The organism is Marinobacterium lutimaris (assembly GCF_900108065.1).
Taxonomy (GTDB): domain Bacteria; phylum Pseudomonadota; class Gammaproteobacteria; order Pseudomonadales; family Balneatricaceae; genus Marinobacterium_D; species Marinobacterium_D lutimaris.
Window position 1 is genome coordinate 1,159,120 of sequence record NZ_FNVQ01000001.1, and the last position, 21,254, is coordinate 1,180,373.

The window sequence follows — 21,254 nt, forward strand, 5'->3', positions numbered from 1 at the left end:
ACTTACGGCGTCTGAAAAAAGGGCATGTCTCTGGCATAATCCCCTTTTGCGTCGCACAACAGGAGTAGCCATGCCTTTATCAACGCCCACCGAACGGTCCCTGTCTCATACCCGAAGGGTAACCTGCTACGGCTATAAGCGTGCCGATGGGCTCTGGGATATTGAAGCTCATATGATAGACACCAAGACCCATGATCTGGAACTCTATGAGCATGAAAATGGCATTCTCCCTGCGGGCGAAGCTCTGCATGAAATGTCGATCCGGATCACCGTGGACCTGGACCTTAATATCCTCGATGCGGAAGCGGTGATGGACAACCATCCCCTGCGGATCTGCCCATCCATCGCCGAGCGCTACAAACTGCTTAAGGGTCTCAAGATAGCACCGGGCTTTACCCGCAAGACCAAGGAGCTGTTCGCCGGCACCTCTGGCTGTACTCACCTGCTCGAGTTGCTCGGCCCCCTGGCCACCACCGCGTTCCAGTCCACCCACAAGGAGCGCGAAAAGGTGATGGAAGCAGAGACAGGCCTGACGCAACCGCCTGTCCTTAATGGCTGCCACGCCCTGGCGGAGTTTTCCCCCGCAGTAAAAGAGCATTGGCCTCAGTACTACCAACCTAAAAGCGATCAAACCGGCAGCGAGTAACACCCAACGAGCAAGCAAAAAGCTGACCGGTACGACCACTAGCGCCCATACTAATAATCACTGACTAAGTCCGAGGCTCCCGATGTTGATTCAAGCCAATAACAGCTGCCTGCTGGTCGTCGATATCCAGGAAAAGCTAGCCCCGGCCATCGACGATCATAAAACCCTGCTGGAAAATGCCTGCTGGATCACCGATATCGCCAACCGGCTGCATATTCCGGTACTGGCCAGCGAGCAGTACCCGCAGGGACTTGGCGAAACACTGGAACCACTGAAACAGCGCATCCCCCGGGAACAGACCTTCGCCAAGCTTGCCTTTGCCTGCAGCGACGACAGTGCCTGTGACGAGGTGCTGCAGTCACTGCGCTGCGAGCAGGTGATCATTATCGGAATGGAGGCACATGTATGCGTGCTGCAGACCGCTTTGCGTTTGCAACAGCAGGGGCGTGAGGTATTTGTGGTCAGAGACTGCGTTGGCTCCCGCAAACCCGCTGACAAGGATGCCGCGCTGGAACGGCTGAGGGATAACGGGGTGACGCTGGTCACCCGCGAAATGGTGGCCTTTGAATGGCTGCGCAAGGCCGGCGATGAGCGCTTCCGCCAAATCAGCCGGGAGTTTCTGCGCTGATAAAGCGCAGGTAGAGCAACTCTCCCGGCGGCGCCTCAGCCTGGTGCGGCTTTGATTAATCAGCCTGGCGCGGTTTTGATTAATCAGCCTTGCGCGGTTTTGATTAAAGAGTAGCGATAGTTTTAAGGAAGTCTTCAGGTTCAATCACACCGACCATCGCCATGGCAGGACGCTCCTGACCGCTGCGATCATGGAACACCAGCACCGGCGGGCCAAATACCTGGTAGCGCTGATTAAGCGCCTTGGAATCCGCATCGTTGGCCGTCACATCCACCTTAATCAAATCAAACGCTGAGAGCCGCTGCTGCACCCCCGCATCGGCAAAGGTGACATACTCCAGCTCCACGCAGCTGACACACCAATCCGCGTAGAAGTCGAGCATCACCGGGCGGTTTTCGGCCGCTGCTTTCGCCAGCATAGGCTGCAGCTCTTCAAGGCTGGTCACCGTGGTGAAATTCAGCTGCGAGCGTATCTGCCCCTCAGCCTGAACCTGCCCCGCCCCCTGCTGAGCGACCAGCCCCTGCAGCGGGAACAGCAGGTTACGGCTACCGGACAGCACACCAACAATCAGCGCGATACCGTATACGGCGAGAATGATACCCGCCCCCTTCCATAGCCGATGCCAGCCATTGGAATGCTCGCCGAGACGCTCAAATACGTTCAGGTAAACCGCACTGATAATCAGGATCACGCCAACCAGCGCCATGGTGATCTGTACCGGCAGGATACGATCGAGCATCCATACCGCCATCAGCAGCAACAGCACACCGAATGCTGCCTTGACCCCTTCCATCCAGGCCCCTGCCCTTGGCAGCAGACGCCCGGCCGAGGCACCTACCAGCAGCAGCGGCAGCCCCATCCCCAGCGAGAGCACGAAAAGCGCCGCACCGCCAAGCACCGGATCACCACTCTGGCCAATGTAGATCAACGCACCGGCGAGTGGCGCCGCCATACAGGGACCAACAATCAGCGCCGACAGAAAGCCCATCACCGCGACACCGGTGACAGAGCCACTCTTCTGGTGCGAGCTGACCTCACTCACACGCGACTGCAGCGCCTTGGGCATCTGCAGCTCATAAAAACCAAACATCGATAGCGACAGCAACACAAAAAGCCCGGCGAACAGGGAGATCACCCAGGGGTTTTGCAATGCGACCTGTATATTGGCGCCGAACAGACCCACGATAACGCCGGCAACCGTGTAGGTCAGCGCCATCGCCAGCACGTATATAAACGAAAGAAACAGCGCTCGCCCGGTGGAGATCCTGTGACCGTGACCGACGATAATGCCGGAGAGGATTGGAATCATCGGGAATACACAGGGCGTCAGGGACAACGCCAGACCGGCGAGGAAAAATGCACCCAGAGTAACCAACAGTGAAGACCCGCCCAGAAGGCTGGCAAAGTGTGCCTGCTCACTGAGAGGTACGGCAGAATCAGCGCCCGCCGGCGAGGCAGCATCACCTGCACCGGGGGAGCCGTCTACCCAGCGCAGGCCAGAGGCAGGCACCAGGTCTGTGACATCAACCTGTTCGGTCACCGGCGGATAACAGATGCCACCTTCCCAGCAACCCTGGTAACTCACCTCAAGCGTGCCATCAGTGACGCCGTTAACACCTCCGAGCAGAAGGCTGACACGGGCTTCGTCGTAATACACCTCGACCCGCCCGAACAGCGGATCATCCTTGGTGACTGACTCTGCATTACGCCGATCGACCAGATCCACGCCTTCACCTGGCGTCACCGTCACCTTGTCGCGATAGAGGTAATAGTCCGGCGGCATCTGCCAGACCAGGTCGAAGTGCCCCGGGCTGACTGCCTCGACGCGCATCTGATACGCCTGCTCTACAGGTAGAGGTAGAGGCTGATCCTTACCACCGCCAATGCTGTCGAACAAGCCGGCGCTGGCGATCCCAGGCAGGGTCACGACAAGACAGAGCAGAAACTTAAGGCAGTTAATTAACGATATACGCAAAGCATTGATTCCCAGAGCCGCGAACGAAAGAGCCATCTTGAAGACTGTCACTACGACCACACAGAACCACCCGGGTTCATCCTATGATCAGCTGCGACAGTTTATCACTCTGGCGATCCGGGCCACACCCTGACAAAATGTCGCAGAGCGTGGAAAACACGTGGGTTTTCTGTCTCAAACTTATATTAAATATGATAAAAATAGGCTCTTGGCGTGATACGGACGCCACTCTTAGGAATGCCCTCAGGACAAGAAGATGACCGATAAACGCGTAGAAGACCTAAATGTAGAATCCACAACCGCCCTCGTCACCCCTGACGAGCTGAAGAAGAAGCTGGCAATCAGCGATGCCGCAGCACAGACGGTTATGGAAGGACGCCAGGTGATCCGCGACATTCTGGATCACAAGGACAAACGTCTGCTGGTTGTAGTTGGCCCCTGCTCCATTCACGATCCGGAAGCAGCACTGGAATATGGCCGCAAGCTCAAAGCCCTGGCCGATGAGCTTAAAGACAACCTCTATCTGGTCATGCGTGTTTATTTTGAAAAGCCCCGTACCACTGTGGGCTGGAAAGGCCTGATCAACGATCCGCACATGAACGACTCTTTCGATATCGAAGAGGGTCTGCATATTGCGCGTAAACTGCTGATCGACCTGTCCGAAATGGGCCTGCCGCTGGCCACCGAAGCGCTGGATCCGATCTCCCCACAGTACATCCAGGATCTGATCAGCTGGTCGGCTATCGGCGCGCGTACAACCGAGTCCCAGACTCACCGTGAAATGTCTTCAGGCCTTTCCTGCGCCGTTGGCTTCAAGAACGGCACCGATGGCAGCCTGGACGTGGCGGTTAACGCCATGAAGTCGGTCAGCCACTCCCACAACTTCCTTGGTCTGAACAACGAAGGCCAGGTAGCGATCATCCGCACCCGCGGCAATGCTTACGGCCACGTCGTGCTGCGTGGCGGCAACGGCAAGCCGAACTACGACTCTGTCAGCGTCAAGCTGTGTGAGCAGGCACTGGATAAAGCCGGCCAGAGCAAAAACATCATGATCGACTGCAGCCACGCCAACTCCAACAAGGATCCGGCAATTCAGCCGCTGGTTGCGGAAGATGCGGCCAGCCAGATTCTCGAAGGCAACCGCTCCATCATCGGCCTGATGATCGAGAGCAACCTTGGATGGGGCGCCCAGTCCATCCCGGAACGCCTGGAAGAGCTGAAATACGGTGTTTCCGTGACCGATGCCTGCATCGACTGGAAGACCACTGAAGCCTCTCTGCGTGACCTGTCCGCCAAACTGGCCGACGCGCTGAAGAAACGCTAAGCCGCTTCCAACCCGGGAGGAGTTTCTCACTCCTCCCTTATCTTTCGCTGTCTCCTTTCTCCCCGAGGCATCTATGCAAATGGATCCTGCTCGCAATCACGGGTTGGCGCTGGCCATCACCGGTGTATTTATTCTCAGTTTTGACGCCCTGCTTATCCGTCTTGCCAATGCCGGCGGTCTTGACGTCTCATTCTGGCGCGGAGCCTTCGTGCTGATCACCACCGGCATCATCTGCTGGTTCCGTCGCCGTCATATGAGCTGGCCGGATACGCGCAGGCTCTGGCTGATGGCCTTTGCCATATCGCTGCTTTACGGCGCCAATTCGGTACTCTTTGTGCTCTCGGTGACGCACACGCATGTGGCCAATACCGTGGTGATACTGGCCAGCGCGCCACTTTTCGCGGCCGCCATCTCCTGGCTGTTTTTCCGTGAGACCACGCCAAAACGCACCCTGATATCGATAGTCTGCGCGATCTTCGGCGTGCTCGTGGTGTTTTCAGCATCGATTGGACAGCCAGGTCAGCTTGGCGACTTCCTCGCTCTGATCCTCGCCGTGGGCATGGCAACGATGCTGACCCTGCTCAGACGTGCACCCAGCCTGCCCCGCCTGCCGCTGCTGGCATCGGCAGGTCTTGTCACCCTGCTGATCAGCGCGCCCTTTGCAGCGCCATTCGAACTCAGCTCCACAAGCCTGGGCTGGCTCGCACTGATGGGGCTGGTGCAGATCCCGATCGCGTCACTGCTTATTTTCAGTGCCAGCCGTCACCTGCCGTCACCGGAAGTAAGTCTTGTTTTACTCATCGAAACGGTAATGGGGCCAGTTTGGGTCTGGTGGGTTCTTAACGAACAGCTGCCATCGCGCACACTGCTCGGAGGCGCACTAATTCTGGGGGCTATCGCGGTGAATTCAATTTTGTCGCTGCGCAGCTACCGAGCGGGAAAGTCTCGCAGGAAAGGATGTTGAGCCCAAAAACAGTTGAGATAAATTCAACAAAAGTCAAATTAACCATCATTTGTCGAAAAGCAACTTAGACTTTAGCATTACAAGTGTTCGGAAGGGGGTGTGCATCCTGTCGTTGTTGTTGGGGTACACGCGCTGATGCAAGGATTCATACTCCACACACCCTTCCGGTTTTTTGCTTTTCCTTGCGTTATCTCTAGTTAGTTATCGTACGCCGCACCTTGTAGTGCGGCATTTTTTTGCCTGCCATTTAGGCCGACAGACTCAGCGTGACCGGCTCACTTTCTTCGCCGTGTACATGCGGTCATCCGCCACTCGAATCAGTTCATCGAGCCCCTGGGCATCGGCTGGAAAAACCGCATACCCTACCGCCGCCGATATATTGACCTCTACGCCTCTGTAAACCATCGGCTCCTGCAGCGCCTCCTGAAGCTTGCCAATCACGTTCTGGGCATCCGCCGGCTTACCAACCCCCGCTTGCAGCAGCATAAACTCGTCACCACCGGTCCGCGCCACTGTGTCCGATCCCCTGATCACAGCAGACAGGCGCTGACCCACCGTTTTAAGCAGTGCATCCCCCGCAAGATGCCCGTAACGGTCATTCACAGGCTTGAATTCATTCAGGTCTATAAAATAGAGCGTAAAATTGAGCCCTGTACGATCATGCAGCGCGATCAGCTGGTTTACACGCTCCAGCATCAGACGTCGGTTCGGCAAGCCGGTCAGCGCATCGTGCATCGCCTCTCCGTGGCTGTTGTGATACAGCCGCACCAGAGCGATCAACAGAGAGACAAGCACAGCGAGAATGCCGTAGGCCAGCACACGCACTAGTCCGGTATTCATCCAGACCGGGCTCGCATTTTCAGCAGGTACGGCACCAACCACCCAGTTACCATTGGGGAATTCAATGCTCATCTGAACCAGGGGGGCATCAAATACTGCAGGATCACCGTAGAAGACCTCACCCTCAGCTCCTTTGCCATCCTTACCCCTGATCGCAATCTGATAACCATTAATAACCCTGTCCAGACCCGCTGACTTAAACAGCGCATCTGAGTCGATCACCACCGAGGCAAGCCCCCAATATTGATCCGTACCGGTGACAATGGCATCGCTGTATATCGGAGTCCGGGCTATCAACCCGTTGCCACCCTGAATCAGAGTCAGAGGCCCGGCCAGGACCATTTTACGCGCATCGATCGCCGCACTGACAGCGGGCCACTGCTGCTCATTTTTTTCGTAATCGAGACCTATCGCAGCTTCATTACCTTCCAGGGGGTACATGAACAGCAGCACATTATCTGGGGCGAGCCCTATGTTGCGTACGTATTGGCTGTTACCCACGATCTCTCGGGCCAGCGCTTTCCATTGAGGCGGTTCGATTTCAGGATGGATTGTCACGTAACTGATCAGGCCGTGACTAAGGAAGAGGACGGAATTTATCTCGCTTTCAATACGCGCGCGGAGCTGGGCGATGGTACCCAGCGCTTCTATGCGCAGTACCTGGTAGGTTCTATCGGAGACCATCCGCTGCACGGACTCCGTGATCGCTACCCCGGCACCGACGACCGCGATGATGGCCATATATGGCAAGAAGCGTCGGAGGCGCGTTATTAACAAGCTAGACTACCCCTGCACGGTCGGCTGAAGATACATACAGTGTACAGGGTGCAACGTCAGTCTCAACAAAAAAACCCGCGCAAGCGCGGGTCTGAAAAAGGTGGCTGAGCTGACAGGTACCCGACCACCCTAATCCTGCCAGCCAGCTACTATTCCAACTGTCCGGCATAAAGCTGCGATCAAAAAGTATCGCCAGGCACCCTGACCCAACCTTCCATCAGCACGCGAGCACTGCGGCTCATGATCGCCTTGGTCACGACCCATTCGCCGTCGCGCTGCTCAGCCTCGGCACCTACCCTCAGGGTTCCGGAGGGATGACCGAAGCGCACAAAGTTGCGCTCGCCGCCACCGGCCGCCAGATTCACCAGGGTTCCTGGAACAACGGCCGCCGCACTGATCGCCACCGCCGCTGTTCCCATCATCGCGTGATGCAGTTTGCCCATGGACAAAGCGCGCACGACGAGATCGATATCTTCCGCCTTGACCTGCTTGCCGCTGGAGGAAAGGTAATCGGTGGCACCATTCACAAAGGCGATCTTCGGTGTGTGCTGACGGCTTTCGGCCTCTTTCAGCTCCTTGATCAGCCCCATGCGGATAGCGCCATGGGCACGGATGGTTTCAAACCGCGCCAGCGCCGCGGGATCGGAGTTGATCGCGTCCTGCAGCTCGGTGCCGGTGTATCCGATCTCTTCAGCATTAAGGAAAATCGTCGGAATACCGGCATTGATCATGGTCGCCTTGAAGGTACCGATACCAGGGACCTCCAGGTCATCCACCAGGTTCCCGGTGGGAAACATGGAACCCTCGCCATCGGCCGGGTCCATAAACTCGATCTGCACCTCGGCCGCCGGGAAAGTGACCCCGTCCAGTTCGAAGTCGCCGGTCTCCTGAACTTCACCGTTGGTGATCGGTACGCGGGCGATGATCGTCTTCTCGATATTCGCCTGCCAGATACGTACGGTGGCCATGCCGTTTTCAGGCACGATAGACGGATCAACCAGCCCCTTGCTGATGGCGAAGGCGCCAACCGCTGCGGTCAGGTTGCCGCAGTTTCCGCTCCAGTCCACAAACGGCTTGTCGATGGAGACCTGGCCGAACAGGTAGTTCACATCGTGATCGGGGCTGTCGCTTTTCGACAGAATTACACTTTTACTGGTGCTTGAAGTCGCACCGCCCATACCGTCAATCTGCTTGCCGTAGGGGTCGGGGCTGCCGATGACGCGCAGCAACAGTGCGTCGCGGGCCGGACCCGGCACCTGGCAGGCTTGTGGCAGCTCTTCAAGACTGAAGAACACGCCCTTGCTAGTACCGCCACGAATATAGGTGGCAGGAATCTTAATCTGGGGAACGTGGCTCATGAATTACTCCAGTTCACTGAACCCGCAGGGCCAGACAGCCCCACAGGTTCGTGTTACTCAGGCTACCGCTTCCGCTTCTAGGAACTCCTTGGCGAAGCGTTGCAGCACACCACCGGCGCGGTAAGTTTCAACCTCTGCCGCAGTATCCAGTCGACAGATCACTGGCACTTCGACGCTTTCGCCACTGACACGGTGGATCACCAGCGTCAGCGTGGCGCCCGGTGCGATATCACCCTGTACGTCGTAGGTCTCGGTACCATCGATGCTGTAAGTGTGACGGGTCTCGCCTTCGCAGAACTGCAGCGGCAGCACACCCATACCGACGAGGTTGGTACGGTGGATACGCTCGAAGCCCTCAGCGACAATCGCCTCAACGCCGGCCAGGCGCACGCCCTTGGCTGCCCAGTCACGCGAGGAGCCCTGACCGTAATCGGCGCCAGCCACGATGATCAGCGGCTGCTTGCGGTTCATGTAGGCTTCGATCACTTCCCACATGCGCATCTGAGTGCCTTCCGGCTCCAGCCGAGCCAGCGAGCCCTGGATCACCTCACCGTTCTCGTCGCGGCACATTTCGTTGAACAGTTTAGGGTTCGCCAGAGTTGCGCGCTGGGCGGTCAGGTGATCGCCACGGTGGGTAGCATAGGAGTTAAAGTCCTCCTCCGGCAGCCCCATTTTGTGCAGGTATTCACCGGCAGCCGAGTTCATCATGATCGCGTTGGACGGCGACAGATGGTCGGTGGTTATGTTGTCCGGCAGCACCGCCAGTGGACGCATGCCCTTGAGCGTGCGCTCGGCAGCCAGCGCGCCTTCCCAGTATGGCGGACGGCGGATATAGGTGGACTGCGGACGCCAGTCGTAGAGCGGGCTCTTCGCTTCTTCCACCTGTCCCAGATCGAACATCGGGATGTAGACCTGGTTGAACTGCTCAGGCTTAACGTGCTCTTTGACGATCGCATCGATCTCGTCATCAGAGGGCCAGATATCCTTTAGCGTGACCGGGTTGCCGTTGGCATCGGTGCCCAGTACGTCCTTCTCGATATCAAAGCGAACAGTACCAGCGATGGCGTAGGCCACCACCAGCGGTGGAGACGCCAGGAACGCCTGTTTGGCGTACGGATGGATACGGCCATCGAAGTTACGGTTACCGGAGAGCACCGCAGTGGAGTAAAGATCGCGGTCGATGATCTCCTGCTGAATCTTCGGATCCAGTGCACCGGACATGCCGTTACAGGTGGTGCAGGCGTAGGCGACGATACCGAAGCCCAGCTTTTCCAGTTCCGGTAGCAGGCCCGCTTCTTCCAGATACAGGCGAGCTACCTTGGAACCCGGAGCGAAGGAGGATTTCACCCAGGGCTTGCGGATCAGGCCCAGCTCGTTGGCTTTCTTCGCCAAAAGACCTGCAGCGACCACGTTACGCGGGTTGGAGGTGTTGGTGCAGGAGGTGATCGCCGCAATAATCACGGCGCCGTCCGGCATCTTGCCCTCTTTCTCTTCCGCCAGTGCCTTATCCAGGTCCACGGCGATACCGCGCTCATGCAGCGCAGAGGTCGGCAGACGACGGTGCGGGTTGGACGGTCCGGCCAGCGTACGATCGACACTGGAGAGATCGAATTTCAGCACGCGCTCGTACTCAGCCCCAGTCAGATCATCCGCCCAGAGACCGGTAGTTTTGGCGTAGTTCTCAACCAGCTCCACCTGCTCCGGCTCACGACCGGTGAGTTTCAGGTAGTCGGTGGTCTGCTCGTCGATGTAGAACATCGCCGCCGTGGCACCGTATTCCGGCGTCATGTTGGAGATGGTGGCACGGTCACCGATGGTCAGGCTGGCTGCACCCTCACCGAAGAACTCCAGGTACGCACCGACCACACGCTGCTGACGCAGGAACTCGGTCAGCGCCAGCACGATATCGGTCGCAGTGATACCCGGCTGACGCTTGCCCACCAGTTCTACACCTACGATATCCGGCAGGCGCATCATGGACGGATGGCCCAGCATCACGGTCTCGGCTTCGAGGCCGCCGACGCCGATGGCGATAACACCCAGTGCATCAACGTGGGGGGTGTGGGAATCAGTACCGACACAGGTATCCGGGTAAGCGACACCATCACGCGCCTGGATCACCGGAGACATCTTCTCCAGATTGATCTGATGCATGATGCCGTTGCCGGCCGGGATCACATCCACGTTTTTGAACGCGGTCTTGGTCCAGTCGATAAAGTGGAAACGGTCTTCATTGCGGCGATCTTCGATAGCGCGGTTCTTTTCAAACGCTTCCGGATCAAAACCCGGTGCTTCTACCGCCAGCGAGTGGTCGACGATCAGCTGGGTCGGCACCACCGGGTTAACCTTGGCGGGATCACCGCCCTTCTCGGCGATGGCATCGCGCAGACCCGCCAGGTCCACCAGCGCGGTCTGACCAAGGATGTCATGGCAGACCACACGGGCCGGGTACCAGGGGAAATCGAGATCACGCTTGCGCTCGATCAGCTGCTTCAGCGCATCGGTAAGCAGCGCAGGATCACAACGGCGCACCAGCTGTTCGGCCAGCACACGAGAGGTATAGGGAAGCTTGGCGTAAGCGCCAGGCTGGATCGCATCCACAGCCTCGCGGGTGTCGAAATAGTCCAGCGCAGTGCCCGGCAGGCTCTTGCGAAATTCATTATTCATGGTGACAGGTGTCCATCGGTTCGGTTAACGAGGTCAAAAAAGCGGCCATAAAAAGGCCGCTGTCGTTATCGCATCAGGAACGTTTTTCGATCGGGATCCACTCGGCGGTTTCCGGACCGGTGTAATCCGCAGACGGACGGATGATGCGGTTATTGGCACGCTGCTCCATCACGTGGGCGGTCCAGCCTGCTACACGGGAGCAGACAAAGATCGGCGTGAACAGCTCAGTCGGTATGCCCATAAAGTGGTAGGCGGACGCATGGAAGAAATCAGCGTTACAGAACAGCTTCTTCTCGCGCCACATCACCGCCTCGACACGCTCGGAGACCGGGTAGAGAACGCTGTCGCCCACCTGCTCAGAGAGCTGCTTGGACCATTTCTTGATGATGGCGTTACGCGGGTCGGACTCGCGGTAGATCGCGTGGCCGAAGCCCATGATCTTATCCTTGCGCGCCAGCATGCCCATGATCTGTTCTTCAGCCTCTTCCGGGCTTTTCCAGCTTTCGATCATTGCCATGGCGGCTTCGTTGGCGCCACCGTGCAGCGGCCCACGCAGGGACCCGATCGCACCGGTTACACAGCTATGAATATCGGACAGGGTTGACGCACAAACGCGCGCAGTAAAGGTCGACGCATTGAACTCATGCTCTGCGTAGAGAATCAGCGATGCGTGCATCACCGACACATGCAGCGGATCCGGCTTCTTGTCGTGCAGGGTCCAGAGGAAGTGCTCGCCGATGGAGTCCGCGTCGGTCTCGGTATTGATACGCTTGCCGTGCTGAACGAAGTTGTACCAGTAGTTGATGATCGACGGGAACACCGCCAGCATGCGGTCGATCTTGTCATGCTGCTCGCTGAAGTCCTGTTCGGTCTCCAGGTTACCCAGCATGGAACAACCAGTACGCATCACATCCATCGGATGAGCGTCCGCCGGAATCTGCTCCAGCACCGTTTTCAGCGCTTCCGGCAGGCCACGCAGGCTCTTCAGCTTAGCCTTGTAGGCATCGAGCTCGGCCTGGTTCGGCAGTTTTCCGTAGAGCAGCAGATAAGCCACTTCCTCGAACTGGGCGTTATCGGCCAGTTCCTGAATGTCGTAGCCACGATAGGTCAGGCCGGCACCGGTTTTACCAACGGTACAGAGTGCCGTTTCACCGGCCGACTGGCCACGAAGACCTGCACCGCCGAGCTTTTTCGCTTCTGCCATGGTTCTCTCCTCGGTTATCTGTCGGGCGTCTGCTGCGCCCGTTGATCGCTTGTGGGGGTACACGCGCGTTTTATTTGTTTTTGCCTTCCGCAAACAGGGCGTCGAGCTTCTGTTCGAAATCGTGGTAATTCAGGAAATCGTACAGTTCCATGCGAGTCTGCATGGTGTCGACAACCGCCTTCTGATCGCCATCTTTGAGGATATGCTCGTAGACGTTCAGGGCAGCCTTGTTCGCAGCACGGAATGCGGACAGCGGGTAAAGCACCATCGTCGCACCATGGGCTGCCAGCTCTTCGGTGTTAAACAGCGGAGTCGCACCGAATTCGGTGATGTTTGCCAGCAGATGAGCGCCGCCGATACCGTTGGAGAACGCGGTGTAATCTTCCAGTGTGTGCACCGCTTCGGCGAAGATGCCGTCGGCACCCGCTTCGAGACATGCCTGGGCGCGTTCAACCGCGGCATTCAGACCTTCCTGCTGGAAGGCATCGGTACGCGCCATGACGAAGAAGTCATCGTCGGTCTTGGCGTCGACCGCTGCTTTAACACGGTCGGTCATCTCCTGCAGGGAAACGATCTCTTTATTCGGACGATGACCACAGCGCTTCTGCGCTACCTGGTCTTCGATATGTACCGCTGCCGCGCCGCCCTTGATCATCTCTTTGATAGTGCGGGCGATGTTGAAGGCTCCACCCCAACCAGTATCGATATCGACCAGCAGCGGAGTATCAACGGCGCTGGTGATGCGGCATACATCTTCCAGCACGTCATTCATGGAGGTCATACCCAGATCGGGCAGGCCGTAAGAGGCGTTAGCGACGCCGCCACCGGACAGATAGATCGCCTGGTGACCAACGCGTGAAGCCATCATTGCGTGGTAAGCATTGACAGCGCCAACGATCTGCAGCGGCTGGTTCTCAGCCAGCGCTTTACGGAAGCGCGCACCCGCAGTCAGTTTCTCAGCCATTTTTATCCCCTTGAGGTTCTGTTCCTTGAGGTTTAGTTGCGGCATTCAGTTTCTCTTCGATGTTCTGGCGTGCCGCACTGATATGGCGGCGCATCAACATCTCGGCCAGTTCGGCGTCCCGTGCCTCGATCGCATCGACGATCTGGCGGTGCTCTTTCAGTGCACGCTTGGGGCGGGAGCTGGAGATACTGAATTGATAGCGGTACATACGTACCAGGTGGTAAAGATCAGCACCGAGCAGCTCTTCGAGCTTGGCGTTTTTGCTGCCTTTGACGATGCGGTAATGGAAGTCCAGGTCGCCCTCTTTCTGGAAGTAAGCGCGTCCTTCCTGGCGGGCGATGGAGAGTTCGTGGTTATCGAGCAGCACCTTGAGGCTCTGGATCTCCTCATCGGTCATGTGCTCTGCGGCGAGGCGACAGGCCATGCCTTCGAGCGCCTCACGCACCCGGTAGATTTCGATCAGTTCGCGGGCGGTAAGCTCAACGACCCGTGCGCCGACATGAGCCTTGCGCTCGATCAGACGCCAGCCCTCAAGGCGGCGGATCGCTTCGCGCAGCGGACCACGGCTGATGCCATAGGCTTTCGCCAGACCTGGCTCACTGATTTTTTGGCCCGGTAACAGTTCGCCGGTCACTATCGCCGTAACGATCTGCTTGCAGACCCGATCGGCGATGGTGCGGCTCTCCGGATCCGTCTCCGGAGCAGTCTCGGCTGCCTTCTGTTCGTTTACGTCGATAGCCATCCCAAATCCCAGATTGTCGACAATGTTGAATTGTCGACACCTTACTCGGGGTATTTTGGGTCGTCAACCGAAGGAACTGGAAAAATTGTCAACACCAGACCAAAGTCTAGCGATAAACAGGACGTTTAGCCGATACGGGAAAAGCGCTCCAGTTCTGCATTCATAACGCGGGCGATCTGGCGCGGTTTTTGGAAAGGCAGCGAATGATCCGTGCCGGCGACGTGGAAGTAGTGCCAGTTTGGCATCCGCTCCGCCAGAGTCAGATGCAGCTGATGCATCAACTCAACGCTGTTGCCGCCGATAAAGCTGGTGACATCGCCCTGGCTGGCAAGCAGAGATTCCCGGTCGACTTCACGGATCGCCTGGGTCACGGAGTCCAGCGCATAGGCAAAGCCCTCGGGACGCTGACCCAGACGGTCGATAGTCAGCCGTTCAGTCTGTGGGGTGATTTTACGGTTTGGAGAGATCGTATCGAGGAACTCACGGATCCCCGCCTCTTTCTCGGCACCACGCAGATGCACCGCCGCTGCGGAATACTTTTCCCGCAGGGTGACGGTGGATTCCCAATCGGGACGATCCAGGCATGCAGCCTCCAGCAGGTACTGCTTGCCCACCCGATCAGGATGCTGCTGCTTATATAGAAGACTGACCAAGCCGCCCAGGGAGTAACCGCTCAAATCGAAGTTCCACCATCCGAGGTAGTCCACCAGAGCACCCAGGTCCGCAACCAGCTCCTGTACACTGAACGGGTGCTCCTTACCGTCGGGGTAGACCGTATCGCCCATGCCTCGAAGATCCGGCACCAGTATCTCGCTCCAGTGTCCCAGGAAGGACTGCAGCATCTCCCAAGTATCCCGCCCAGCAACGCCGGCACCATGCACCAGCACCAAGCGGCGCTGACCTTCAACCTCCGGGTGGCGATAAATCCTGTAGGTCAGATGCTGGTCTTGCAGATGGAGAGTATGGACCTGCTCGGTGTAGCCCTTTTTCATTACTCGGGAATCCTTGTAGCTGTATCTGTTCAGTATCTATTTAGCGAATCATTATACCTGCGCCGGCTATAGACTCGCGCCCCCTGACGACAGAGGTTAAAATCTGCGCTTTTCGCCGGGAGTGCACGTCTTGCTGTCTATCCACCCTTTGCCCTATCCGCTGGACGCCCAGGCTGCTTTTACGCGAATCCGAGATCTGGGTGATCCGGTACTGCTAGATAGCGCCCAACCGGAGTCGGACCCCCGCTTTGGCCGCTACGATATTATTGCAGCCGCGCCCGACGTCCTGGTGCGCTACACCCGCGGCCGTACCGAGGTGCGCCGCAAAGGACTCTGGAACAGCGTCGAATCCGACCCGATCAATCTGCTTAAAAGCCTTAATAGCGAGATTGCACTTGGCGAGAATTCAGGCCTGCCGTTCTGCGGCGGCCTGATCGGGCACTTCAGCTACGACCTGGGTCGCGCGTTTGAAGCGCTACCGAGCCCCGCAGAAGATGACCTGGCACTACCGGAGATGCGGGTTGGACGCTACCTCTGGGCCGTGGTTATCGATCATCAGCAGAGTACCAGCCAACTGGTCGCTCACCCCCAGGCAGACGGCCTTCAGGTTGAGGCGGTGCATAGACTGCTGCTGGCTGAAGCCGACGACCATCTATCGAAAACGACACCTTTCCACCTGGTATCGGACTTTGAAAGCAACCTGCCCCGCCCGAAATACATGGACGCCTTCAACCGTGTTCAGGACTATATCCTTGCCGGCGACTGCTACCAGATCAACCTGACCCAGCGTTTCAGCGCCCGCTGTGAGGGCGACCCCTTTCACGCTTACCGTGCTCTGCGCAAGCGCGCTACCACACCTTTCAGCGCGTACATGGAAAGCGGCAGCGACGCGATCCTGTCACTTTCGCCGGAGCGTTTTCTAAAGGTATCCGACGACGGCGAAGTGGAAACCCGCCCGATCAAGGGCACGCGGCCGCGCGGTGGCAACGAGACTGAAGACCAGGCCTTTATCGACGAGCTGAAACAGTCGGAAAAAGACCGCTCGGAAAACCTGATGATCGTCGACCTGCTGCGTAACGATCTGGGCAAGGTCTGTGAAGCCGGCAGTATCAGTGTGCCAGAGCTCTTCGCCATCGAAACCTACCCCAATGTCCACCACCTGGTCAGTGCCGTAACCGGCAAGCTGGCAGAGGGTTACACCAGCCTGGATCTCCTCAAACACTGTTTCCCTGGCGGTTCGATCACCGGCGCACCGAAGATTCGTGCCATGCAGATCATCGACGAACTTGAGCCGCATCGGCGCGGCGTCTACTGCGGTTCCATCGGTTATTTCAGCGCCGCCGGCGGCATGGATACCAGCATCTGCATACGCACCCTGCTAGTAGAAAACGGCCGCGTTTATTGCTCCGCAGGCGGGGGGATCGTGGCGGATTCAGTGGGCGACGAGGAGTATCAGGAGTCGTTCGACAAGGTGAATAACCTGCTGGAAACCTTGCAGGAGTTGAGCTGATACAGTAACGGCGCTCGCAACGAGCGCCGTTCCGACCCAAAATCTGCAATACCAATGCAGGAGTTACGCCGCCGTGCCGATTCAACCTGCCAGGGTGATGTTTACACCAAGACAGGTGATCGGGACGAAGGCCTCGCTCGTACCAAAAATCGATCGCACCGATGCAGGAGGCGCATCCCCGCGCCGATTGATCCTGGCACTGCGGCAACTTAAACCACCCTGGCTGATCACGGCGAGGCGCCCCTCCTACGGGTACGCGATCATCAAAGGCTTAGCGGACGCTCGCTGGCCTTGATGAACTCCTGCTTGAGGTCTTCATAGCCGTGAACCGCCGGAAACTGCGGAAACTCGGCAATCACATTATCCGGTGCATGGAACAGAATCCCCGCCTCGGCCTGTTTCAGCATGGTGGTATCGTTGTAGGAATCACCGGCCGCTATCACACGGTAGTTAAGCAGCTGGAAAGCCCGCACCGACTGACGCTTGGGGTCACGCTGACGCAGGGTGTAATCAGTGATTCGGCCCTCGCCGTCAACCTCAAGCTTATGACAAAGCAGCGTCGGATAACCCAGCTGCTTCATCAAGGGCGCGGCAAATTCGTAGAACGTATCGGACAGGATTACCACCTGAAACCGTTCGCGTAACCAGTCCACAAAATCCCTCGCACCCTCCAACGGCGCCAGGCGACTGATTGTGTCCTGAATCTGCGGCAACGTGAGCCCGTGCTGATCCAGTATCGACAGCCGCTGCTTCATCAGCACGTCGTAATCCGGGATATCGCGGGTCGTCGCTTTCAGTTCTTTAATACCAGTTTCTTCAGCAAACGCAATCCAGATCTCAGGGATCAGAACGCCTTCCAGGTCGAGACATGCCAGTTCCACGCTGATTTCTCCAAATCTGTCGACAGTTTGGCAAAACTCTACCGGTTAGCACCAACCCTTTCAACGCGCCAGATCAGCTGTCTTCCAGGCAACCCAGCAGCACCTCGTAATCCCTGTGAGCGCAACGCGCATACCCCAGACAGGTTTCAACGAACAGACCCGTAAAACCGGCCAGATCTTCCGCCTTATCAAGCACAGCTGTTGCGAAAGATGCGCAGCCCAACGCCATGGCTCCACGCAGATGCGAGGCCGCGAGAATCGACGCCCAGTTAGCTGCCATCTCACGCCATTCTTTACCCTTGCTCAGGGTATCGAGCGGAAAATCCGCCTTGAAAGGTGAGCGTTCCCGCACCGAAAACACCTGACCATCGAAGCTGAGCCAACCCACGTAGGGGTCGGGATTATGCGCCAGCGCCTTAAATGCAAGACCGTGACGCTCGGCTTCATGACGATATAGACTGGCGTAACCAGCCTGCTCTCTATCACTCAGTACAGCGATGACTGCCGGTGCCTGCTGAACCTTGATATCGAGGATCACATCTTCACCATCTTCGCCGCTATCGATGAGTGCGTAATAGCGGTCATTGCCCAGCGACCCTATGCCTGCGCCGGTTCTGCGTGCAACATCTTTAACCTTGAAATGCTGATGACTATGACCAGGTACTTCGTCATCGAGGCTTTCCTGATACGCCACCAAAGCCTCGACCAAGCGCGACTTGACCTCTGCCGGTAACAGCTCGAGTTTTGGATGATCAGCACTAAAGTAACGACGTCCCTCATCATCAACGGAGGTCCACTTATCAAGCATTCTGGCGCGGCTTTTTTTATCGACCAGTTTGTGCAGAAAATCACCCAGCAAACCTTCGGCACTGTCCGGCGTCGCCACCCACCCACGCAACTCGTCATCACGACTCAGGGCATCCAGATAGCTTTTAGCCAGAGCCTCAAGCGCCTTCACGATGGAGTCACGGCTTTTACCCTCTTCCTCCATCGCCAGCACCAGGCTGATGCCCAGGCGCCAGAGGTCGTACTGATAGTCGCCTACGAAGGCGTCATCGAAATCATCCAGTCCGTAGCGCACCACTTCATCATGACTGCCGTAGGCGCCAAAGTTGAGCAGATGCGCATCACCCAGCAGCCAGGTTTGCGTCTGACAGCTGCCACCGTAAAGTGAAAAGTGCCAGTCACGATAAACGTCTCGCCAGTAAAGATGGTTGCTGCCGCGAAAAAAGCTGAAAGCCGAGTCGGCCATCTTGGCGTATTTTTCCTGCCGCAATGAGGGCTCCAGACCAGCATTAAACTTCTCCAGTGCTGTTATCACCTGGCTGGCGCGATCATGGGCAAATGCTGAACTCATCCCTTCCTCCTCGAATAACGTTCAGATCCTGTTGAAAGGGAGAGTAGGCATCCTTGGCGAAGAAGTCGATCAGATGGCGGCAACACTAAATCGCCAGGCGAGAACAAGGCAACGAAGAATCGCGAGAGGCATAAAAACGAAACGAAGAACAGGAAAGCTGAGCAGCCCGAGCTCAGTGCTCAGGCAGCTCCAGATTCTCAAACAGAGCGTCGACTTCAGCACGGCTGTTGCAGGCCTGAACCTCACGTACAACGTCTGGGGTCAGATGCGGCGCGAACAGGCGGATAAAGTCGTACATGTAACCGCGCAGGAAGGTGCCGCGACGAAAACCGATTTTAGTGGTACTGGCGTCGAACAGATGACTGGCGTCGAGCGCAACCAGGTCGTCATCCACGCCCTTTTCATGCGCCATCGAAGCCACGATACCAACGCCCAGCCCCAGACGGACATAGGTTTTTATGACATCGGAATCTACCGCGGTGAAGACCACTTTCGGATCCAGCCCATGGCGGCGGAAGGCATCATCCAGCTTGGAGCGACCGGTAAAGCCGAAAACATAGGTCACGATCGGCCAGGCAGCCACATCCTCCAGCGTCAGTTTGGAAACCTGCGTTAGTGGATGATCCTTGGGCACCATCACCGAACGGTTCCAGCGATAGCAGGGCATCATGATCAGATCACTGAAATGCTGCAGCGCCTCGGTGGCGATGGCGAAATCGACAGTGCCGTCAGCGGCGAGTTCGGAAATCTGCATCGGCGTACCCTGATGCATATGCAGGGAGACGTCCGGATAGGCCTTGATGAATTCGTTGATAGCACCCGGCAAGGCATAGCGAGCCTGGGTGTGAGTAGTAGCGATCGCAAGGCTGCCCTTCTTTTCGTCACTGAATTCCTGGGCGACCTGCTTGATGCTTTCGACTTTCTGCAGTATCTCGCCAGCGACGGAAAGAATAGCCTCACCAGCCGGCGTAATACGAGTAAGGTGTTTGCCGCTGCGTGCAAATACCTCGACGCCGAGCTCATCTTCCAGAAGACGGATCTGCTTACTGATCCCGGGCTGAGAGGTATACAAACTTTGAGCCGTTGCGGATACGTTCAGATCATGGCGAGCAACTTCACAGATGTATCGCAATTGCTGAAGTTTCATACACCGGACTCCCAGGGTTCGAAGTAATCAAAAGTTAGCGTCATTATAACGCGCAAGCATAACTTTAGCAGTCCCTGGAGTTACCCCTAAACGACACCGGGGCTCAGCGAGCCCCGGTGTATGCGTCTAACTTTACGTCCACTGCTTAGTTTCAAAGCTGCTTAGCTCAAAGCTGGATCAGAGCTTAGCACTGAGCCTGCGGACCTCATCGTCGCGGGTGACCAGACGTTTCTCAAGCGCGGTGACACGAGTCTGGGTCTGAGTCAGCTCGTCGTCTTTCTCTTTAAGCTGAGTCCGCATGGTCGCTTCGCGCCGAGATGCCTCGGCAGCGTTACTCGACACACGCTGATTTAGCCGTTCGATCTCCTCGCCAAGCTCCTTAACTTTTGCTTCTAAACGCTTAGTTTTATTAGTTTCTGCAAGAAGATCAGAGTTCGCTTTCGCCAGGCTGCGATTATTACCGCCCAGCTCCTGCTTGGTATTAGCCAGCTCCTGCTCAAGCGCCGCAATCTGGCTTTTCTGGGTGTCGAGTTTCGCATCCTTACGCGCAACCTGAGTGTGCAGATCGTTATTCTCGCGACTCAGCGCCGACTCTTTGCGACCGGTTTCGTCACGCAGCTTATCCAGCTGACCGCGATAGTGGCGCACCTCAACATCCATCTTCGCCTGGATCTCAACGCTCTTGTGCTGTTCTTCACTCAAACGCTGCTCAGTACTGCGACGGTGATCGTCATACTGCTTACGTAACTGAGTCAGCTCATGCTCGAGATTAACGTTGGCCTGCTCCGCTCTTTTACGTTCGTTAGCCTCATTTTCAAGGCTGTTACGCAGGATATTGATCTCAGCTTCCAGCGATTTCGCTATCTGACGCTGCTCCTCAAGACGCACCGCCTGCTCGCGATGCCGAGATTCCAACTCCTGATAGACATCCTGGGACTGGCGTAACGCCTCTTCGTTCAGACGTCGGCTCTCTTCCTCACCGACAACATCCTTCTGCCGCACCTGAGTCATGTTGGACTTTGCTTCCTGCACCGCCTGCTGCCAGATACGCATAAAGGACTGCGTAATAGCCTCGGGCACGTCCGGCATTTTCAGGGTACTGCGCCCATTGATCTCTACCCGACCCGGTAACGCCTGCCACCAGCGTTCCAGTGCAGCACCCGCCTCATCAACAGAGAGTTCCAACTGCGCCGCTATCGCCTCAGCCTCGGGCCTGGCCCCCGACAACAACTGGTGGTCAGCAACTGAAAATATGCGTTCGAGATTCCGCTCACTCAC

Annotated in this window: 17 protein-coding genes; 5 read left to right on the forward strand and 12 right to left on the reverse strand. The window is 57.2% G+C overall.

Going from position 1 to position 21,254, the window contains the following annotated elements; translation table 11 throughout:
- Positions 1 to 70 precede the first annotated feature (70 nt).
- Positions 71 to 646, forward strand: a complete 576-nt coding sequence (locus C4S72_RS05140) for a DUF2889 domain-containing protein (protein WP_104001966.1) — start codon at positions 71 to 73, stop codon at positions 644 to 646.
- An 82-nt stretch (positions 647 to 728) separates the two neighbouring features.
- On the forward strand, positions 729 to 1,274 hold the full coding sequence (locus tag C4S72_RS05145) for a hydrolase (RefSeq protein WP_104001967.1): 546 nt from the start codon (positions 729 to 731) through the stop codon (positions 1,272 to 1,274).
- Between the two features lie 103 nt (positions 1,275 to 1,377).
- On the opposite strand, the gene dsbD is transcribed toward C4S72_RS05145, so the two are convergent.
- The gene (dsbD, locus tag C4S72_RS05150) at positions 1,378 to 3,249 is read right to left on the reverse strand and encodes a protein-disulfide reductase DsbD (RefSeq protein ID WP_235009049.1); all 1,872 of its coding nucleotides are present in this window, start codon (positions 3,247 to 3,249) and stop codon (positions 1,378 to 1,380) included.
- A 256-nt stretch (positions 3,250 to 3,505) separates the two neighbouring features.
- On the opposite strand from dsbD, the gene C4S72_RS05155 reads away from it, so the two are divergent.
- Positions 3,506 to 4,573: a 3-deoxy-7-phosphoheptulonate synthase gene (locus C4S72_RS05155; RefSeq protein WP_104001968.1), complete on the forward strand. Its 1,068-nt coding sequence runs from the start codon at positions 3,506 to 3,508 to the stop codon at positions 4,571 to 4,573.
- A 73-nt stretch (positions 4,574 to 4,646) separates the two neighbouring features.
- Positions 4,647 to 5,537, forward strand: coding sequence for a DMT family transporter (locus C4S72_RS05160; protein WP_235009050.1), 891 nt, complete (start codon positions 4,647 to 4,649; stop codon positions 5,535 to 5,537).
- Positions 5,538 to 5,798: 261 nt separating this feature from the next.
- Here C4S72_RS05160 and C4S72_RS05165 read toward each other — a convergent pair whose 3' ends face one another.
- From C4S72_RS05165 to C4S72_RS05195, 7 genes are all read right to left on the reverse strand, one after another.
- Positions 5,799 to 7,118 carry a diguanylate cyclase domain-containing protein gene (locus C4S72_RS05165; RefSeq protein ID WP_104001970.1) on the reverse strand — a complete coding sequence of 440 codons (1,320 nt, stop codon included), beginning with the start codon at positions 7,116 to 7,118 and terminating at the stop codon, positions 5,799 to 5,801.
- 215 nt (positions 7,119 to 7,333) lie between these two features.
- A complete protein-coding gene (prpF, locus tag C4S72_RS05170; RefSeq protein WP_104001971.1) occupies positions 7,334 to 8,512 on the reverse strand; it encodes a 2-methylaconitate cis-trans isomerase PrpF in 1,179 nt (392 codons plus the stop codon).
- A 57-nt stretch (positions 8,513 to 8,569) separates the two neighbouring features.
- Positions 8,570 to 11,179 carry a Fe/S-dependent 2-methylisocitrate dehydratase AcnD gene (gene acnD / locus C4S72_RS05175; RefSeq protein ID WP_104001972.1) on the reverse strand — a complete coding sequence of 870 codons (2,610 nt, stop codon included), beginning with the start codon at positions 11,177 to 11,179 and terminating at the stop codon, positions 8,570 to 8,572.
- 73 nt (positions 11,180 to 11,252) lie between these two features.
- Positions 11,253 to 12,383, reverse strand: a complete 1,131-nt coding sequence (gene prpC, locus C4S72_RS05180) for a bifunctional 2-methylcitrate synthase/citrate synthase (RefSeq protein WP_104001973.1) — start codon at positions 12,381 to 12,383, stop codon at positions 11,253 to 11,255.
- Positions 12,384 to 12,453: 70 nt separating this feature from the next.
- The gene (gene prpB, locus C4S72_RS05185) at positions 12,454 to 13,347 is read right to left on the reverse strand and encodes a methylisocitrate lyase (RefSeq protein WP_104001974.1); all 894 of its coding nucleotides are present in this window, start codon (positions 13,345 to 13,347) and stop codon (positions 12,454 to 12,456) included.
- Positions 13,340 to 14,089, reverse strand: coding sequence for a GntR family transcriptional regulator (locus C4S72_RS05190; RefSeq protein ID WP_104001975.1), 750 nt, complete (start codon positions 14,087 to 14,089; stop codon positions 13,340 to 13,342). Before C4S72_RS05190 ends, prpB begins: the two co-directional genes overlap by 8 nt.
- Positions 14,090 to 14,214: 125 nt before the next feature.
- A complete protein-coding gene (locus C4S72_RS05195) occupies positions 14,215 to 15,081 on the reverse strand; it encodes an alpha/beta fold hydrolase (RefSeq protein ID WP_104001976.1) in 867 nt (288 codons plus the stop codon).
- A gap of 121 nt (positions 15,082 to 15,202) precedes the next feature.
- On the opposite strand from C4S72_RS05195, the gene pabB reads away from it, so the two are divergent.
- The gene (gene pabB / locus C4S72_RS05200) at positions 15,203 to 16,591 is read left to right on the forward strand and encodes an aminodeoxychorismate synthase component I (protein WP_327332481.1); all 1,389 of its coding nucleotides are present in this window, start codon (positions 15,203 to 15,205) and stop codon (positions 16,589 to 16,591) included.
- Positions 16,592 to 16,854: 263 nt separating this feature from the next.
- Here pabB and thrH read toward each other — a convergent pair whose 3' ends face one another.
- The 4 genes from thrH to C4S72_RS05220 form a co-directional block, all read right to left on the reverse strand.
- Positions 16,855 to 17,472: a bifunctional phosphoserine phosphatase/homoserine phosphotransferase ThrH gene (thrH, locus tag C4S72_RS05205; RefSeq protein ID WP_104001978.1), complete on the reverse strand. Its 618-nt coding sequence runs from the start codon at positions 17,470 to 17,472 to the stop codon at positions 16,855 to 16,857.
- Between the two features lie 73 nt (positions 17,473 to 17,545).
- On the reverse strand, positions 17,546 to 18,829 hold the full coding sequence (locus C4S72_RS05210) for a DUF2252 domain-containing protein (protein WP_104001979.1): 1,284 nt from the start codon (positions 18,827 to 18,829) through the stop codon (positions 17,546 to 17,548).
- A gap of 172 nt (positions 18,830 to 19,001) precedes the next feature.
- Complete coding sequence (gene cysB, locus C4S72_RS05215) at positions 19,002 to 19,976, reverse strand: HTH-type transcriptional regulator CysB (RefSeq protein ID WP_104001980.1); 975 nt, start codon at positions 19,974 to 19,976, stop codon at positions 19,002 to 19,004.
- A 177-nt stretch (positions 19,977 to 20,153) separates the two neighbouring features.
- The gene (locus tag C4S72_RS05220; protein ID WP_160115446.1) at positions 20,154 to 21,254 is read right to left on the reverse strand and encodes a DNA-binding protein; all 1,101 of its coding nucleotides are present in this window, start codon (positions 21,252 to 21,254) and stop codon (positions 20,154 to 20,156) included.

What these genes read in the sequence shown, in the direction of transcription:
- C4S72_RS05140 (WP_104001966.1), top strand. Translation starts at nt 71, where the DNA reads ATGCCTTTATCAACGCCCACCGAACGGTCCCTGTCTCATACCCGAAGG.
- C4S72_RS05145 (WP_104001967.1), top strand. Translation starts at nt 729, where the DNA reads ATGTTGATTCAAGCCAATAACAGCTGCCTGCTGGTCGTCGATATCCAG.
- C4S72_RS05155 (WP_104001968.1), top strand. Translation starts at nt 3,506, where the DNA reads ATGACCGATAAACGCGTAGAAGACCTAAATGTAGAATCCACAACCGCC.
- C4S72_RS05160 (WP_235009050.1), top strand. Translation starts at nt 4,647, where the DNA reads ATGCAAATGGATCCTGCTCGCAATCACGGGTTGGCGCTGGCCATCACC.
- C4S72_RS05165 (WP_104001970.1), bottom strand. Translation starts at nt 7,118, where the DNA reads ATGGCCATCATCGCGGTCGTCGGTGCCGGGGTAGCGATCACGGAGTCC.
- prpF (WP_104001971.1), bottom strand. Translation starts at nt 8,512, where the DNA reads ATGAGCCACGTTCCCCAGATTAAGATTCCTGCCACCTATATTCGTGGC.
- acnD (WP_104001972.1), bottom strand. Translation starts at nt 11,179, where the DNA reads ATGAATAATGAATTTCGCAAGAGCCTGCCGGGCACTGCGCTGGACTAT.
- prpC (WP_104001973.1), bottom strand. Translation starts at nt 12,383, where the DNA reads ATGGCAGAAGCGAAAAAGCTCGGCGGTGCAGGTCTTCGTGGCCAGTCG.
- prpB (WP_104001974.1), bottom strand. Translation starts at nt 13,347, where the DNA reads ATGGCTGAGAAACTGACTGCGGGTGCGCGCTTCCGTAAAGCGCTGGCT.
- C4S72_RS05190 (WP_104001975.1), bottom strand. Translation starts at nt 14,089, where the DNA reads ATGGCTATCGACGTAAACGAACAGAAGGCAGCCGAGACTGCTCCGGAG.
- C4S72_RS05195 (WP_104001976.1), bottom strand. Translation starts at nt 15,081, where the DNA reads ATGAAAAAGGGCTACACCGAGCAGGTCCATACTCTCCATCTGCAAGAC.
- C4S72_RS05210 (WP_104001979.1), bottom strand. Translation starts at nt 18,829, where the DNA reads ATGAGTTCAGCATTTGCCCATGATCGCGCCAGCCAGGTGATAACAGCA.
- cysB (WP_104001980.1), bottom strand. Translation starts at nt 19,976, where the DNA reads ATGAAACTTCAGCAATTGCGATACATCTGTGAAGTTGCTCGCCATGAT.